Origin of the sequence: Brevundimonas sp., from assembly GCF_036405315.1 — a bacterium.
Classification (GTDB): Bacteria; Pseudomonadota; Alphaproteobacteria; order Caulobacterales; family Caulobacteraceae; genus Brevundimonas.
This window is the reverse complement of record NZ_DASWXW010000086.1, coordinates 31,660-45,955: the sequence shown is the minus strand read 5'-3', so window position 1 is coordinate 45,955 and position 14,296 is coordinate 31,660. Positions and strand designations below refer to the sequence as shown.

Sequence of the window (14,296 nt, the reverse complement as noted above, 5' to 3'; positions counted from 1 at the left end):
CCCCGCCGGAGCCGCCCTCAGTGACTTAGTGTCTGGTGAAGCGAAGGGCTAGCCGGCGTTGCGGGCGATGCGTTCTACTTCCTTGCGTACCTGGGCCTCGACGATGCCCGGCAGGTTGGCGTCCAGCCAGTCCTTCAGCATGGGCCGCAGCATGGCCTGGACCATGGCCTCGACCGTATTGCCGCTGACGAACGGCAGGTCCTGCGGCGCGGATGCGGCGGGCGCTTCCGGCTTCTGGAAGGTGGCGGCCAGACCGGCGAAGGCCGAGGCGGCGCTGGCGGCGGCGCTCTCGCCGACCAGGGAATCATAATCAGGCGCGGCGGCCGGCGCGGGCGCCGGATCAGGCTGGGCGGCCGGGAACGGCGCCACGTCGGCCACGTCCAGATCGCCGATCGATTCGGCGACGGGCGCTTCGTAACGCTCGGTCAGTTCCAGCACCTCGTCCTCGACGGGCGCCGGTTCCGCGACCAGAGGCGCAGCCTCCAGCACGGGCTCAGGCGCGATCTCGACAACCGGCTCCGGCGCGGCGGCGGCGGTTTCGGCCGGGGCGTCGTCTTCAGAGATGATCCGGCGAATCGACGCCAGAATCTCTTCCATCGTCGGTTCCTGGGCGGTCTGGTCGGTCATGGCAGAACCTTGAGGGCTGAACCTGTAGGGACCGCCGACAGGCGCCGGGCGGCGGGCGACGATCAGGGCCGGACAAACAGACTCGCCCTCCCCTTGCCTCTGTCGTCGCACCAACGCCCGTCGGAATCAACGGACGTTTTTCGCCTGTCAGGCTAATCCCGGATCAATTGCCGGGGGCGGTGCGGACGATTTCACCCTTCAACTGAGCGTCGATCGGCGCGTCTTCGGCGTCGGCCGCAGGCTTGGTCGAGGGCGAGGCGACGCGATCCAGGGCTTCGACCGCGCCGTCCCACGGCAAACCGCCGCGGTTGCGCACCGAGTTATAGTTGGCCTCGGCGTCATAGGCGGCGATCGACGGATCCAGGTTCGGCCCGCCCAGACGGCCCATGGCGGCCAACAGTTGGGCCTGGGCGACGTATTCGTTGCGACGGGCGCTGGCCAGGGTCACTTGGGCCGAGCGCAGCTCCAGCTCCTGGTTCAGCACGTCGAGCGTGGTGCGCAGGCCGACCTGGGCCTCCTGACGCACGCCCTCGGCGGCGACCGAGGCGGCCCGAACGGCTTGCTCTCCAGCCTGCAGGGTCGACTTGGCGGCGACCGTCTGGGCGTAGGTCGAGCTGACGGTCTGCAGCACGCCGCGACGCTCGCCCTCGACGGTGATCTGGGCGGCGTTGGCGCGTTCCAGGGCCTGGGCCACGCGCGAGCGGTTCAAACCGCCGGTGAACAGCGGCACCGAGACGGTGGCGCCGGCCGTGAAGCTGGTGCGATCGGTCAGGTCAAAGCCCGACAAGTCGTTCGCCGTGCCGCCGTAAGACGCGGTCAGACGCGCCGACGGCAGATACTCGGAGCGCGCTGCCGCCACATTGGCCTCGGCGGCTTGCAGGGCATAGGCGGCGGCGCGAACGCCGGGGTTCTCGACCAGGGCCACGTCCAGCGCGCCGTCAAAGTCGGCCGGCAGGCCCGGCAGGACCGGCAGGGTTTCCATATTGGTCGGCGCCTGGCCGACGACGGCGGCATAGGCCGCGCGCGACACCGACAGCTGGGCCTGGGCGTTGGCCAGATCGGCGTCGGACTGGGCCAGACGGGCCTCGGACTGAGCCACGTCGGTGCGGGTGATCTCGCCCACTTCGAAGCGGGCGTTGGATTCGTCCAGCTGGCGGCGCAGGACCGTAAGATTTTCCTGGCGGATGCGCAGGATCTCCATGTCCCGCACCACGTCGGCATAGGCCTGGATGACCGAGGTCATCACCTGCTGCTCGATTTCGCGCAGGTTTTCGCGACCGGCGCGGACATTGGCTTCGGCGGCGTCGATGCCCCGCGCGGTGCGGCCGGCGGTCCAGATATTCTGCGCCAGGCTGACGCTGGCCGTGGCGCCGTCGCTTTCCACCACGCCGAGGGCGTCGGTGTCCACGCGGCTGTAATCGACCCCGGCCGAGGCGCTGATGGTCGGGCGAAGGCCAGAACGCGCCTGAACGATGGTCTCGTCCAGCGCACGCTGATTGGCGCGCTGAGCCAGCAGCGTCGGGTTGGTGCGATAGGCCAGGCCGATCGCTTCCTGCAGGGTCTCGGCGCCGGCGGGAGCCGCGCCGGCCCCCATGGCCAGAGCGATCAGAGCGACCGAAGCGAGCGCGCGCGAGCGTTTCAACATGAACCTATTCCTGCCTGACGCCCCCAACGGCGCGCCCCGTAATGCCTGAATGGCGTAGTTGGAGGCTCTGCCCGCCCTGCGCCAGTTAAGTTTTTTTCACGCAGCCGATGCGCGTCTCCGTCGCGCCGCCCTCAAGCTCAGAGCGCGAAGGCGGGCGCGGGAATCAGTTCCGCCAGAACCGGCGGCGCGGCGTCGAACAGTTCGCGACGCGAAACGCCTTCGCGGCCACGCACATAGAGCACCGCCTTGCCGATCGGCCCGGCGCGTTCGACCACGGCCAGACGGCCGCCGGGGCGCAGGGCGGCGATCCACGATTCGGGACGCACCGGCACGGCGCCCTCGCTGACGATCAGGTCATAGCCTTCGCCCTGCGGCTGGCTCAGCGGCGCGACCACGGTCGAAACGCCTTCGTCGGCCAGGGCCGCGCCCGCGACCTCGAACACCGCGGCGTCCGAATCCTGAACCGTGACCGTCAGCCCCATGCGGGCCAGCACAGCGGCGGCGTAGGGACCGGCCAGGACCAGGGCCTTTTCACCGGCGCGGGCGTCCAGGGCCTGCATCAGCTTGCCCAGATCGCGCGGCAGCATCAGGCGACGGTCGCCCGCGACTTCCGGTTCGATGTCGGCATAGGCGGAGAAGGCGCGGTCGGCGGCGCAGAAACGCTCGCGCTCGACAGCGCCAAATGCGGCCTGCAGGTCACGGTCCGTGACGTCGTTCACACGGACTTGCGAGTCCAGCATGACCTTGCGTGCAGCGGCGAAATCCATGGTTCCGAGGTCCTTCAGGTCGGCGTAAGCGAATAAATCTGCGGCGCTTATAGGTCCGTGCGTTGCAGCCGACAATCCGATCTGATAGCTGACGCCCCTCGCGATGGTTCGGGGCTCGGTTTCGAGACCCATATGGCCTGATGGCGGAGTGGTGACGCAGAGGACTGCAAATCCTTGCACCCGGGTTCGATTCCCGGTCAGGCCTCCATCGCGACAAACAGTCAGCCGCCCTTCGGGGCGGCTTTCTTGTTTCTGGCGCTAGCCTTCGTCACCACGATTCCAGCCGTCGTCCTTGCGCGCCCCCTCGATCTCTGCGGGCGTCGCATCCGGCTCGCCATCCGCGTCCCGATCCGTGAAGCGACGCGGCTGCACAAAGGCGAATCCCGCGCCTGCGACCACAAAGGCCAGCGCGCCGACCAGAAGCAACGCCATCGGCAGGCTCATGTCGCTCTCCCTCGATTTCAGAGAGCCAACGCCTCTGACCGCCTTCGGCTCCGCGCCGACGGCCTCAAGCCATGCCAGAAGTGGTCAGGTGGTGCAGCGCCACCGCGCTGGTCGTGGCGACATTCAGGGAATCGAATCCGCCCGACATGCGGATCGCCAGCGGCCGACAGCGCGCGATGACTTCAGCCGGCAGACCGGGTCCCTCCGACCCCAGCAGAATCGCCGTGCGCGGGGCGGGCTTGAGCTGGGACAGCATCTCGGTCGCCGACGGCGTCAGGGCCAGAACCTCGAATCCGCGCGCCTCCAGCGCGTCGACCATCGCCGACGCCGTCACGCCCTCGACGAAGGGAGTCCGCAACGCCGCCCCGACCGACACCCGGATCGCCTTCCTGTAGAAGGGATCGCAGCAGGTCGCATCCAGCAGCAGCCCCGCCGCCCCGAACGCCGCCGCATTGCGGAACAGGCCGCCCATGTTGTCGTGATTGCCGATGCCGCAGGCGCCCACCACCACGGCGCGCTCCGGCAGCCCGGCCAGAAACGCCTCCAGGCCCGGCGGCTCCGGCTTGCGCCCCAGCGCCAATATGCCCCGGTGCAGGTGGAAGCCGGCGATAGCGTCCAGCACGTCCTGCGGAGCGGTATGGACCGGCACGTCCTGCGGCAGGCGCTCCAGCGCGTCCCGCAGACCCTCCAGCCGCTTCTCCGCGATCAGCACCGCGACCGGCGCGCAGCGCGACGCAGGCGACGCCAGCACGCGCAGCACCACCTCCCCTTCCGCTACAAACAGGCCCTGACGCCCCGTCAGGTCACGCTCCTTCACATCGCGAAAGGCGGAAATGCGAGCATCGGCGGCGTCGGAAACACGGATCAAATTCATGCCCAGCCTTCTAGCGCAGCCCGTCGAATAAATTTCGGCGTTTTCTGCACTTTACCCGTTGCATGAATCAAAAAGGCGCTGCTATACGGCGGCCTCCCCCGAGGGGACGTTCCGCGGTAGCTCAGTGGTAGAGCAGCCGACTGTTAATCGGCTGGTCGTAGGTTCGAATCCTACCCGCGGAGCCACTCGGGGGCATTAAGCCCATAAAATCGTCAGGCTTGATATTCAGCCCATTGGGCTTGCCTCCCACCGATCCTGACGCTCCTGAGCTTCACGGTTGTTCTGAAGCGCGCCGCCTCGCTGTCGGCGCGCGAAATCGCGCTGCGCCTCACGAACGCTGCTTCACTCTGCCCCGCCGCGCTTCAGTCCCTCGACGGCCTCGGCCTCAATGCCCTCGCGGATTCTCACCGCGCCCTGGGACGGGAGTTCAACGGCGGCCTCGAGCCCGTTCTGATCGCCGACTTCGATCAGCGGCGCGCCGGCGGCCACCGTCCGCGCGCTGTCCTGCAGCACCCGGGTGACATAGCCCGACGCGGGGGCCGTGACCGTGACCATGCCGCTCGCAGCCGCCTCGGGGCCAAGCAAGGCGACGCGGGCCGCGGCCAGGAACATTCCCTCGACCCTATGGCCGAACACGAGATAGAGCCCGGTGGCCGTCAGAAGCAGGAGGATCATCGGCTCGCGCAAGGCGCCGATCGTGACGGCCGTCAGGCTGCGGCCGCGAGGCTTGCGAATTTCATTGGGTCCGAACCGGGCGAAACGCCGAGCGGCTTCGCGCCCCACGCCGCCGCGTCCGATCTGGAGGCAGGCGTCCGTGGAGGCTCGGACAGACGATCGGTCGGCGCCATAGCGGCTTCCCCGCGGGTCAAGGGCGGAACGCATCCGCCGCGCGCCGGTTTCGCAGACCGGGGCTGCAGTGGAGAAGCCGCCATGCAACGCCTGAAAGGCAAGGTCGCCGTCGTGACCGGAGCCGCCATGGGCCTGGGCCAGGCCATTGCCACGCGAATGGCCGAGGAAGGCGCTCATGTGGCCCTTCTCGACCGCCTGGAGGACGACGCTCGTGCGTCCGCCGTCGCGCTCGTCGCCCGTGGGTTTGAATGCGAGGCCTGGGGCTGCGACGTCTCGAGCGAAGAAGCGGTCCGCGTCGCGATCGAGGCCGCCGCCGCCCGGTTCGGGCGGCTGGACATCCTGGTGAACAACGCGGGGGTTTCCGGCGCCGACAAACCCACCCACGAGATCACCGAGGCCGAGTGGGACTGGGTCCAGGGCGTCAACGTCAAGGGGGTCTTTTTCGGCGTGAAGCACGCCGTCCCCCTCATGCGCCAGGCTGGCGGCGGTTCGATCATCAATCTGTCGTCGATCTACGGCCTGGTCGGAGGGGCGGACGTGCCGCCCTATCACGCCTCGAAAGGGGCGGTGCGGCTGATGACCAAGACTGACGCCCTGCTCTACGCCGCCGACCGCATCCGGGTGAACTCCATCCACCCCGGTTACATCCAGACCCCCATGGTGGAGCATCACTTGGCGCGCCAGGCCGACCCCGGGGCCGCGCGGAAGGCGGCGGCGGCGCTGCATCCGCTCGGCCACATGGGCGAGCGGGACGACGTGGCCTGGGGCGCCGTCTACCTGGCGTCGGACGAGGCGAAATTCGTCACCGGGGCCGAACTCGTCATCGACGGCGGCTATACGGCCCGGTGAGTTCGATCCGCCCCGCATCGGCCCCGTCTAATGCGCCAACAACAGGCTGGGACCTTCCTCTCGCTGAAGGAAGGTTCGCGTCGCGCCGCCGAAGACGGTCTCCCGAACCCTTGAGTGGCCCCAGGCGCCGGCCACGAACAGGCCCGCCTCCCGCGCTTCCGCCGCCGCGAGCAGAGCCGCGCCTTCATTCTCGCCCTCCACGAGAATGACGTCGCCGCCGTCTATGCCGTGCAGCTTCAGATAGAGGTTGAGCCGGTCCGCGTCGGGATCATGGGCCTGCATGTCGAGCCCCGTCACGCACTGCAGGATGTGAAGGGCGCTCGCCATCGCCAGAAGCGGCAGGGCGGCGCGGACCGCCCGTCCCGCCTGCGGACTGCCGTCCCAGGCGATGGCGGCGGGCCCCGTGAGCCGACGGGGATCGCCACGCGTCACCAGCACGGGCGCGCCATAGGCCAGGAGGGCCTCGCCGAGATGGCGATGCATGGCGCTGTCCTTCGAACTGTCGTGCGCGACCACCATCAGATCGGCCAGGGCGGAGTGGCGCGACATAGCCAGCGCCGGCCGAAGTCCGCGTGTGAGGACCGACAGGCGCGGAACGTCGTCGCCGTCCCCGAACATCGCGCCAGCGTCCTTGGCCGCCGTCCGCGCGACCGCATCGATGCGATGCTGCAGTTCCCTTTCAGCCGCCGCAAGCTCGCCGACCGCCGTCTGGGACAGCGAGGCCCCCAGAGTCATGCCGAGCGCGATCATGTCCGCGGCCGAACTCGAATAGACCGGCACGACGTCGACCCTGGCGTCCCACTGAACCGCCAGTCTGGCCGCGAAGGCCATGGCGCGCTCGTCCCCGGGGCCGCCGGATGCAAGCGCGACCAGTCGCTTGAGACCCTGGCCGCGCTCGACGCCATGGTCGATCAGGCCCGGGATCGGCGCCCTGGTCGGCGGCGGACCGCCGGGAAGGGCCGGAACGACCTTGGGCCCAACGCTCGCAAGGACGAAGGTCTCGGGATCGCTGCATCCCTTGGCGACCCCTACCGTCGAGACGATCATCGGCCGGAAATGCATGAGCGCCGCCGGACGGCCGGAAGGGCAATGAACGTCGACGCCGGGGAAGCGTTCGACGACGGCGCGCTCCAGGCTTTCAACGACGGCAGGGTCCGTCACCTCGACGACCTCTCCCGCCATGGACAGGCCGACGCCGTCGCCGCAGTCTGGTCCCGACAGGCGGATGGCCGCTGAGGCCCGCGGATCGGCCTTGAGGTTGGCGAACTTCTGGCTGTCGCGCGCGATCTTGAAATAGAGGTCCAGCCCTTGGTTGACGTAGCCCACGGTCGTCGCCTGCGGCCATCCATCGGCGCGATTGCAGGCCAGGGTCATAAGGCGCTCACGCTCAAGCAGAGCGATGATCTCCCGCGACGCCCGACCGGACAGGGGACCGGGCGCGCTCACGTCTCGACCCCGGACGAAACCCGGCAATCGCGACGCGCGCCAGGAAAGACGAGAAACACGCTGGACATGGTCTGACCTCCTCAACTCCTGAACATCGGGGGTTCCATCACGGGAACCCGCTCGCCTCCAGGTCAGCGCCCGCCGTGGGCGATCCTGGCGGCCGTCTCGGCCACGGTCCGGGCATGCCCGGCGACGACATCGTCCCTCATGCCCGGCGCCACCTCTCCGATATTGTGGTGGCCGATCAGCTCCAGCCCGGTGACGGCCGCCAGATGGTCGTCGAAATGCCTGCGCATGGCGTCCCAGGCGCCGCTGGTCTCCACCCACTGCTGCGGCGCGCCCGAGCTGGTGAAGCTGACCAGCTTGCGGTCCGACAGGAGCGGCTGATTGCCCTCGAGGCCGAACCGGGAATAGCCGAACCCCATGCCGAAGACCCGCTCGACATAGCCCTTCAGCATGGCTGGCGGCGCGTTGAACCAGAGGGGATAAAAGAAGGCGAAGACATCGGCGTCGCCGATGACGGCGCGTTCGCTCAAGACGTCGCCGCGCGGCTGAAAGCCCTCATGGTCCGGCAGTTCGTCGGCCTGCAGCAGCGGATCGAAGCCCAGGCGATAGAGATCACGAAGAACCACCTCGACGCCCTCCCCGCGCGCCGCCCCGGCATAGGCCTCGGCCATGGCCATGGTGAAGCTTCGAATCCTTGGGTGTGCGACGATCAGAACCTGTTTCATTCGAGCCTCCTCGGTCAGATCAGACTTCCTGAAGTGCGGACGCGGCTGCGTCGGCTCTCAGCCGCCGGAACCGGGCGGCTTGAGCGCTTCGAGCAGCCGCGCGATCAGGGCTTCGCGCGTGGCGTCGTCCGGTGCGCCCTGCAGCGCCTCGTTGAGGTCGCCGAGGAACTCCGCACGACCGTTGCGCCAGTCGGGCCGTCCCGCCGCGCCGGGCGTCAGCCGTCGAGGAGTCTCGGACGTCAGGGCCTCGGTCGCGCTCAGGACGAAGGCTTCATCCAGGACCGGCGCCACGATCGCCTTGGAGTCGATCCCCGCCTCGACCAGCCGGGCCGCCAGTCCCAGGCGGGCGTCGGGCTCCCCGTGCACCAGAAAGACCTTCCCGCCGACCGGCTGACGCGCCTTCAGCCAGGCGACCAGACCGACCGCGTCGGCGTGGGCGGAATAGGCGTCGATCTCGCGGATGCGCGCATTGACCCGTACGTCGTCGCCCTGGATGCGGACCAGACGTCGGCCTTCCAGCAACACCCGGCCCAGCGTCCCCGCCGCCTGGAAGCCCGTGATCAGGACGGTCGTTTCGCGCCGCCAGAGCAGCCGCTTCAGATGCCGCCGGATACGGCCGGCGTCGCACATGCCGCTGCCCGCCAGAATGACGTGCCAGTCACGCAGCCGCTCCAGCCCGTCGCTCTCCCGCGGCCGCATCAGATAGTGGAGGCGCGGCGCGTGGCGAAGCTCGAGATAAGGGTTCTCTTCCGCCTCGAGGTTCCAGCCCCGCCTCAGGAAGACGTCCGTGGCCTCAATCGCCAAGGGCGAGTCCAGGAAGATCTCGCTCGCCAATTCGGGTTCGTCACGCATCACCGCCAGCAGGTCGAGGATCAACTCCTGAGCCCGCCCCACCGCGAAGGTCGGCATCAGCAACGGCCCACCGGCCGCCTTCGCCTGTCGCATTTCCTCCGCCAGGACCTGTCGGCGCGCCTCGGGCGTCAGATCCTGGCGCGCGCGGTCGCCGTAGGTGGATTCCAGAATGACGTGATCGACCCCGACCGGTCCGTCCGGCGTCGGCAGCAAGGGCTGGCGGCCGGAGCCCAGGTCCCCCGAGAACAGGAGCCGCACCGGCTTGCCCTCGTCCATGACCGCCACCTCGATCGAGGCCGCGCCGAGAAGATGGCCAGCCGGCCACCATCGCGCCTGAACGCCCGCCAGGGGCTCGATCATTTCGCCGAACTTCACCGTCTGGAACAGCCGCAAGGTCGGCGCCACGTCCGCCACCGTATAGATGGGCTCCACCTGGTCGATGCCGCGCCTCTGGTTGCGCCGGTTCAGATCGGCGACGTCGCCTTCCTGGATCTCGGCGGCGTCCGCCAGCATGACCTCGCAAAGATCGCGCGTGGCCCGGGTGGTGTAGACGGGACCGCGATAGCCGGCGCGCACCAGCTTGGGCAGAAGGCCGGAATGGTCGATGTGGGCGTGGGTCAGAAAGACAGCGTCAATGGACGTCACGTCAAACGGAAAGGCGTCGTGGTTCAGCGCCTTGAGCGACTTTGATCCCTGAAACAGCCCGCAATCCACCAGGAAGCGCGCGCCGCCGGTTTCGACCAGCGCACAGGATCCGGTGACGCATTCCGCCGCGCCGTGGAAAGCAAGGGACAGGCTCATGGGCCGTTTCCGTGCGGTATTGACCTTCCATCATGACACACATCCGCTCCGTCGTCATGGAACGACGTTCGCGCCCCAAAGCCCAACTCGCGCCCGCCGCCCGTTCTCCTCGTGACTTGCCACAGCAGCGCTTTGGGCGTCTGCTGTCGGCGGCAGTCGGGGAAACGAGAAATGCGTCACAGCGAGTCCCATCGCGTTGAGCGTATCGGCTGGCTCAGGGCGGCGGTGCTCGGAGCCAATGACGGGCTTGTCTCGACCGCGAGTCTGGTCGTGGGGGTGGCCGCCGCGGCGTCCAGCCATGGAGCGGTCCTGATCGCCGGCGTCGCGGGCCTCGCCGCCGGCGCCATGTCCATGGCCGCCGGCGAATATGTCTCCGTCAGTTCCCAGTCCGACACCGAGAAGGCCGATCTCGCCCGCGAGACCTCGGAACTGGCCGGAGACCATGAGGCCGAGGTGCGTGAATTGGCCGAAATCTACGCCGCTCGAGGAGTCGCCCCCGAACTCGCTTCGGAAGTGGCCAGACAGATGATGACCCACGACGCCCTCGGCGCCCACGCCCGCGATGAGCTCGGCATATCCGAGATCACCACCGCCCGTCCCATACAGGCGGCGATCACCTCGGCCGTGACCTTCTCGGCCGGGGCCGCCCTGCCCCTGGTCGTCGCGGCGATCGCGCCCATGACCGACCTGGCCCTGTGGGTCGCCGGATCGGCGCTGATCGGTCTCGCCTTGCTAGGCGCCCTGGGCGCCGGGGCTGGAGGCGCGCCTATCGGCCGATCCGTGGCGCGGGTGGTCTTCTGGGGGGCTCTGGCCATGGCCATCACCGCAGGCGTCGGCCGCCTGTTCGGTGTCGCCGCCTGATCAGAGACGTCCCCCGACCGCCAGACCCCGACCGTGGGCCTCCCCCTGAAGGCGCCCGGCGACCGAAAGCGCCTCAGCGTCGCGGGAACGGCCACATCCGGCCGGCCATCCGACCCTTGTCGAGAAACTGATGCTTCAAGGCCGCCGCGACGTGCAGGACGACCAGGGCGTAGGTCAGCTTCACCAGCAGCTCATGAACCCCTTCCATGGGTTCATGCAGGGTCAGCGGCAGCCCGGGAAGCAGCGGCCACGACAGGCCGCCGGCCAGGCTCATCATGTCGCTGGTCAGGGCCGCCCGCCCCGTGGACACCGCCGCCCAGCCCGTCAGCGGCAGGCCGATCAGGATCACGTAGAAGCCGAAGTGGCTGAGGCTCGCCGCGACCCGTTCCCAGCCCGGCGTCCGTGCCGGAAGGGGCGGCGGCGGGCTGGCCATGCGCCAGCCCAGTCGCACCACGCTGAGGCCCAGGATCGTGAGCCCCAGGGTCTTGTGCCAGTCAAACCAGAGATCTCGCGCCGCACCGCGCTCCAGGTCGCCAAAGGTCCATCCGACATAGATCTCCGCGAAGAGAAGGGCGGCGATCAGCCAGTGCAGGCCGGCCGCGACGGCGTTGTAGCGATCCTTCTCAGCGAAGCGAGTGATCATGAAGCTCTTCCTGAATGCGCGAGCTTCATGGTGTCAGCGTTGAACGCGCCACCGTCAAGCTTTCCGCCGCCTTCACCGCCGCATCCCCGGTCTGCCAAGCGTCGAAGGCCCCCGGAACTCAACAAACATTGTTACCGTTAAGAGGCCATTCCCCCTAGCTTAAGCAGGAAGACGTCATGGCAGGATCAAACCAGGCCCTCGTCGCCCCAGGGCCGATATCTCGTCGCCATGTGCTCGGCGCTCTGGGAGGCGGGATGGCGGCGTGCGCTGCGGGACGGGCCTTCGCCGACGCGCCGGACAAGCCCCTTCTCTTCACCGGTTTACGCCTCTTCGACGGCGCAACGGCGCGTTTGCAGGACGACCGCAGCGTCCTGGTCGAAGACGGCAAGATCGCGGCGGTGCTGATAGGAAACGACAGGCCGACGGAGGGCGTGCAAATCATCGACTGCGGCGGTCGGACCCTGATGCCCGGGCTGATCGACGCTCACTGGCATTCAATGTTGTGCGCCATGTCGATGATGGAACTGATGACCGCCGACCTCGGCCTCGTCACCCTGACGGCAGCGCATGAAGCCGAGCGCACCCTGATGCGCGGCTTCACCAGCATCCGGGATCTAGCCGGACCGGCCTTCAGCCTCAAGCGCGCCATCGACGCCGGTTTGACGCCAGGCCCCCGGATCTGGCCTTCCGGCGCCATGATCTCCCAGACAGGCGGGCACGGCGATTTCCGCATGCCCTATGAGGTGCCGAGCGCGCCCGGCGCCCCCCTGTCGCGTGGCGAGATTCTCGGCGCCGGCGCTATCGCAGACGGCCCCGAGCAGGTGCTGAAACGCTCCAGGGAGCAGCTGATGCTCGGCGCCAGCCAGCTCAAGCTGGCCGCGGGCGGAGGCGTGGCCTCGACCTATGATCCGATCGATGTGGCCCAGTACACCCAGGCGGAATTCCGCGCCGCCGTCGACTGCGCCGACAACTGGGGGACCTATGTGACAGTCCACGCCTATACGCCACGCGCCATGCAGACGGCGATGCGCGGGGGCGTGCGCTGTATCGACCACGGCCAGATGCTGGACGAGGAGACGGCCCGCATGATTGCTGGCGAAGGCGTGTGGTTCTCGTCGCAAGCCTTCGTCGGAGGCCCTTACGCCAATCGGTATCCCGAGGGTTCGGCCAATCAGGCCAAGCAGCGCGTGATGTTCGCGGGAACGGACGCCGCCTTTGAACTGGCCAAGAAGCACCGCCTCAAGACCGCCTGGGGAACCGACATGCTGTTCGACCCCGCCATGACGAAGAACCAGGGCGCGGTCCTCGCCCAGATGACGCGCTGGTACTCCAGCGACGAAGTCCTGCTCATGGCGACCAGTCGGAACGCCGAACTGCTGGCCATGTCTGGCGAGCGAAACCCCTATCCCGGCAAGGTGGGGATCATCCAGGCCGGCGCCCACGCCGATCTTCTGGTCGTGGACGGCGATCCGCTGACGGACATCTCCCTCGTGGCCGACCCCGAAGCCAACCTGCGGATCATCATGAAGGGCGGACGCATCTACAAGAACTCTCTGGAAGCCGCCTGAGCCCGGCCGCCCGCGCCGACCTGAACAGGGACTTGATCGCTCTCGGAACAAGCCATAGTGCTCCGCGACGACAGTCAACGTCGAGCGTCCAGGCGGAGTTCAGATGACGTCCGACGGCCCTGCCGAACCTCGCCCCCCGCACCTGAGCTACGTCGCCCTCTTTCTGCAGTTTCTGCGTTTCGGCGCCCTGGCCTTCGGCGGTCCGGTCGCCCAGATCGCCATGATCCGACGCAAGCTGATCGACGAAGACCAGTGGATGTCGAACGCGCGGTTCAATCGGCTGCTCGCCGTCCTCCAGGCGCTTCCCGGTCCTGAAGCCCATGAACTCTGCGTCCATCTGGGCATGAGAGCGAAAGGCCGGATCGGCGGGATGCTCGCCGGACTCGGCTTCATGCTGCCCGGCCTGGTCTTGATGCTGGGTCTGGCCTGGCTCTACTTCTCGATCGGCGTGAAGCCGGACTGGATGACCAGCGCCCTGCTCGGAATTCAGATCGCCGTCCTGGCCGTGATCATAAGGGCCGCGCACCGGATCGGCCGGCATATCCTGTCTGATCGCGGTCTCTGGATCATCGGCGCCGCGAGTTGCGCCGCCTTCCTGCTGGGCGTGACTTTCTGGCTGATCCTGCCGATGGCCGGCCTGGCCTACGCCCTTGCCCAGGGGGGACGTCGGCTTGAAGCGGCGGCGCTCTTCGTCATGACCCTCTCGATCGGCGCGGCCGCGCGCTTCTGGCTCGACAGCCACGGCGCGTCGCCCGCCATGGCGGCGCATGAAGCGTCGGCGAGCGCGGCCATCGCCTCCCTCTTCTTCACCGGCCTGAAGGCGGGCTTGCTGACCTTCGGCGGCGCCTACACCGCCATTCCGGTCATGCGATCCGACGCCGCGAGAGGCGGATGGATCAGCGACGGCCAGTTCCTGGACGGCGTCGCCCTGGCCCAGGTGATCCCGGCGCCCCTCATCATCTTCGGGACCTTCGTCGGCTACGCCGGCGGCGGCTTTCCGGGCGCGCTGGCGGTGACGGCGGGCGTCTTCCTGCCGGCCTTCAGCTTCTCCCTCATCTTCTATGACCGCCTGGAACGGATCCTGGAGAACAGGTCGTTGCACGCCCTGCTGGACGGCGTGGCCGCTGCGGTCGTCGGCTTGATCCTGGCCACCGTCCTTCAACTCGGCGCCTCCCTCCTCGAGACGGCGCCGTCCTGGCCGATCGCGCTGGCGATCTTCGGGGTCGCCCTGACGGCCGCCTGGCGCTGGCGAGCGCCGATGGCGATCCCCGTCATTCTGGTCTTGGCCGGCGCGGCGGGCGTCGCGGCCTTCTGGCGGCTCTAGTTCCCGCCTCGACCA

14 protein-coding genes and 2 tRNA genes are annotated in these 14,296 nt (G+C 68.4%); 6 read left to right on the top strand and 10 right to left on the bottom strand.

The features are described from left to right. Positions 1-48: 48 nt before the first annotated feature. The 3 genes from VGE49_RS05435 to VGE49_RS05425 all read right to left on the bottom strand — a co-directional run bounded on the left by VGE49_RS05435 (position 49) and on the right by VGE49_RS05425 (position 3,039). On the bottom strand, positions 49-627 hold the full coding sequence (locus VGE49_RS05435; RefSeq protein WP_331033549.1) for a DUF2497 domain-containing protein: 579 nt from the start codon (positions 625-627) through the stop codon (positions 49-51). Positions 628-790: 163 nt separating this feature from the next. Then, positions 791-2,272: a TolC family outer membrane protein gene (locus tag VGE49_RS05430; protein WP_331033548.1), complete on the bottom strand. Its 1,482-nt coding sequence runs from the start codon at positions 2,270-2,272 to the stop codon at positions 791-793. A gap of 137 nt (positions 2,273-2,409) precedes the next feature. Continuing rightward, entirely contained in the window at positions 2,410-3,039 is a 630-nt protein-coding gene (locus VGE49_RS05425) for a protein-L-isoaspartate O-methyltransferase family protein (RefSeq protein WP_331033547.1), read from the bottom strand. A 134-nt stretch (positions 3,040-3,173) separates the two neighbouring features. Here VGE49_RS05425 and VGE49_RS05420 point away from each other — a divergent pair. Further along, positions 3,174-3,247 (top strand) — tRNA-Cys (locus VGE49_RS05420). A 50-nt stretch (positions 3,248-3,297) separates the two neighbouring features. On the opposite strand, the gene VGE49_RS05415 is transcribed toward VGE49_RS05420, so the two are convergent. Both VGE49_RS05415 and VGE49_RS05410 read right to left on the bottom strand, forming a co-directional pair. Further along, complete coding sequence (locus tag VGE49_RS05415) at positions 3,298-3,483, bottom strand: hypothetical protein (RefSeq protein ID WP_331033546.1); 186 nt, start codon at positions 3,481-3,483, stop codon at positions 3,298-3,300. Positions 3,484-3,547: 64 nt separating this feature from the next. After that, the gene (locus VGE49_RS05410; protein ID WP_331033545.1) at positions 3,548-4,357 is read right to left on the bottom strand and encodes a TrmH family RNA methyltransferase; all 810 of its coding nucleotides are present in this window, start codon (positions 4,355-4,357) and stop codon (positions 3,548-3,550) included. 110 nt (positions 4,358-4,467) lie between these two features. Between VGE49_RS05410 and VGE49_RS05405 the strand changes: the two genes are divergently transcribed. Further along, positions 4,468-4,542, top strand: a tRNA-Asn gene (locus VGE49_RS05405). A gap of 157 nt (positions 4,543-4,699) precedes the next feature. Here the strand turns inward: VGE49_RS05405 and VGE49_RS05400 are convergent. After that, on the bottom strand, positions 4,700-5,383 hold the full coding sequence (locus VGE49_RS05400; RefSeq protein ID WP_331033544.1) for a cation-transporting P-type ATPase: 684 nt from the start codon (positions 5,381-5,383) through the stop codon (positions 4,700-4,702). On the opposite strand from VGE49_RS05400, the gene VGE49_RS05395 reads away from it, so the two are divergent. Then, positions 5,288-6,055: an SDR family NAD(P)-dependent oxidoreductase gene (locus VGE49_RS05395; protein WP_331033543.1), complete on the top strand. Its 768-nt coding sequence runs from the start codon at positions 5,288-5,290 to the stop codon at positions 6,053-6,055. The genes VGE49_RS05400 and VGE49_RS05395 overlap by 96 nt on opposite strands. A 27-nt stretch (positions 6,056-6,082) precedes the next feature. Here the strand turns inward: VGE49_RS05395 and VGE49_RS05390 are convergent, their stop codons facing one another. From VGE49_RS05390 to VGE49_RS05380, 3 genes are all read right to left on the bottom strand, one after another. Next, a complete protein-coding gene (locus VGE49_RS05390) occupies positions 6,083-7,501 on the bottom strand; it encodes a pyridoxamine 5'-phosphate oxidase family protein (RefSeq protein ID WP_331033542.1) in 1,419 nt (472 codons plus the stop codon). Between the two features lie 131 nt (positions 7,502-7,632). Next, positions 7,633-8,232, bottom strand: coding sequence for an NAD(P)H-dependent oxidoreductase (locus VGE49_RS05385; protein ID WP_331033541.1), 600 nt, complete (start codon positions 8,230-8,232; stop codon positions 7,633-7,635). A 57-nt stretch (positions 8,233-8,289) separates the two neighbouring features. Beyond that, a complete protein-coding gene (locus VGE49_RS05380; protein WP_331033540.1) occupies positions 8,290-9,885 on the bottom strand; it encodes an MBL fold metallo-hydrolase in 1,596 nt (531 codons plus the stop codon). 171 nt (positions 9,886-10,056) lie between these two features. Here VGE49_RS05380 and VGE49_RS05375 point away from each other — a divergent pair, with 171 nt between their 5' ends. Further along, positions 10,057-10,746: a VIT1/CCC1 transporter family protein gene (locus tag VGE49_RS05375; protein WP_331033539.1), complete on the top strand. Its 690-nt coding sequence runs from the start codon at positions 10,057-10,059 to the stop codon at positions 10,744-10,746. A gap of 73 nt (positions 10,747-10,819) precedes the next feature. On the opposite strand, the gene VGE49_RS05370 is transcribed toward VGE49_RS05375, so the two are convergent. Next, positions 10,820-11,389, bottom strand: a complete 570-nt coding sequence (locus VGE49_RS05370) for a cytochrome b (RefSeq protein WP_331033538.1) — start codon at positions 11,387-11,389, stop codon at positions 10,820-10,822. 254 nt (positions 11,390-11,643) lie between these two features. Between VGE49_RS05370 and VGE49_RS05365 the strand changes: the two genes are divergently transcribed. Both VGE49_RS05365 and chrA read left to right on the top strand, forming a co-directional pair. Continuing rightward, complete coding sequence (locus VGE49_RS05365; protein ID WP_331033537.1) at positions 11,644-12,957, top strand: metal-dependent hydrolase family protein; 1,314 nt, start codon at positions 11,644-11,646, stop codon at positions 12,955-12,957. A 103-nt stretch (positions 12,958-13,060) separates the two neighbouring features. Then, complete coding sequence (gene chrA / locus VGE49_RS05360; protein WP_331033536.1) at positions 13,061-14,281, top strand: chromate efflux transporter; 1,221 nt, start codon at positions 13,061-13,063, stop codon at positions 14,279-14,281. Positions 14,282-14,296 lie beyond the last annotated feature (15 nt).

Bases quoted from the DNA above. Each gene is read 5' to 3' on its own strand.
- VGE49_RS05435 (WP_331033549.1), bottom strand. From the start codon at position 627: ATGACCGACCAGACCGCCCAGGAACCGACGATGGAAGAGATTCTGGCG.
- VGE49_RS05430 (WP_331033548.1), bottom strand. From the start codon at position 2,272: ATGTTGAAACGCTCGCGCGCGCTCGCTTCGGTCGCTCTGATCGCTCTG.
- VGE49_RS05425 (WP_331033547.1), bottom strand. From the start codon at position 3,039: ATGGATTTCGCCGCTGCACGCAAGGTCATGCTGGACTCGCAAGTCCGT.
- VGE49_RS05415 (WP_331033546.1), bottom strand. From the start codon at position 3,483: ATGAGCCTGCCGATGGCGTTGCTTCTGGTCGGCGCGCTGGCCTTTGTG.
- VGE49_RS05410 (WP_331033545.1), bottom strand. From the start codon at position 4,357: ATGAATTTGATCCGTGTTTCCGACGCCGCCGATGCTCGCATTTCCGCC.
- VGE49_RS05395 (WP_331033543.1), top strand. From the start codon at position 5,288: ATGCAACGCCTGAAAGGCAAGGTCGCCGTCGTGACCGGAGCCGCCATG.
- VGE49_RS05400 (WP_331033544.1), bottom strand. From the start codon at position 5,383: ATGAGCGCCTTCCTCGGCCATTCGCGTGGCAATGGCCTGGCCCAGGCC.
- VGE49_RS05385 (WP_331033541.1), bottom strand. From the start codon at position 8,232: ATGAAACAGGTTCTGATCGTCGCACACCCAAGGATTCGAAGCTTCACC.
- VGE49_RS05380 (WP_331033540.1), bottom strand. From the start codon at position 9,885: ATGAGCCTGTCCCTTGCTTTCCACGGCGCGGCGGAATGCGTCACCGGA.
- VGE49_RS05375 (WP_331033539.1), top strand. From the start codon at position 10,057: ATGCGTCACAGCGAGTCCCATCGCGTTGAGCGTATCGGCTGGCTCAGG.
- VGE49_RS05370 (WP_331033538.1), bottom strand. From the start codon at position 11,389: ATGATCACTCGCTTCGCTGAGAAGGATCGCTACAACGCCGTCGCGGCC.
- VGE49_RS05365 (WP_331033537.1), top strand. From the start codon at position 11,644: ATGGCGGCGTGCGCTGCGGGACGGGCCTTCGCCGACGCGCCGGACAAG.
- chrA (WP_331033536.1), top strand. From the start codon at position 13,061: ATGACGTCCGACGGCCCTGCCGAACCTCGCCCCCCGCACCTGAGCTAC.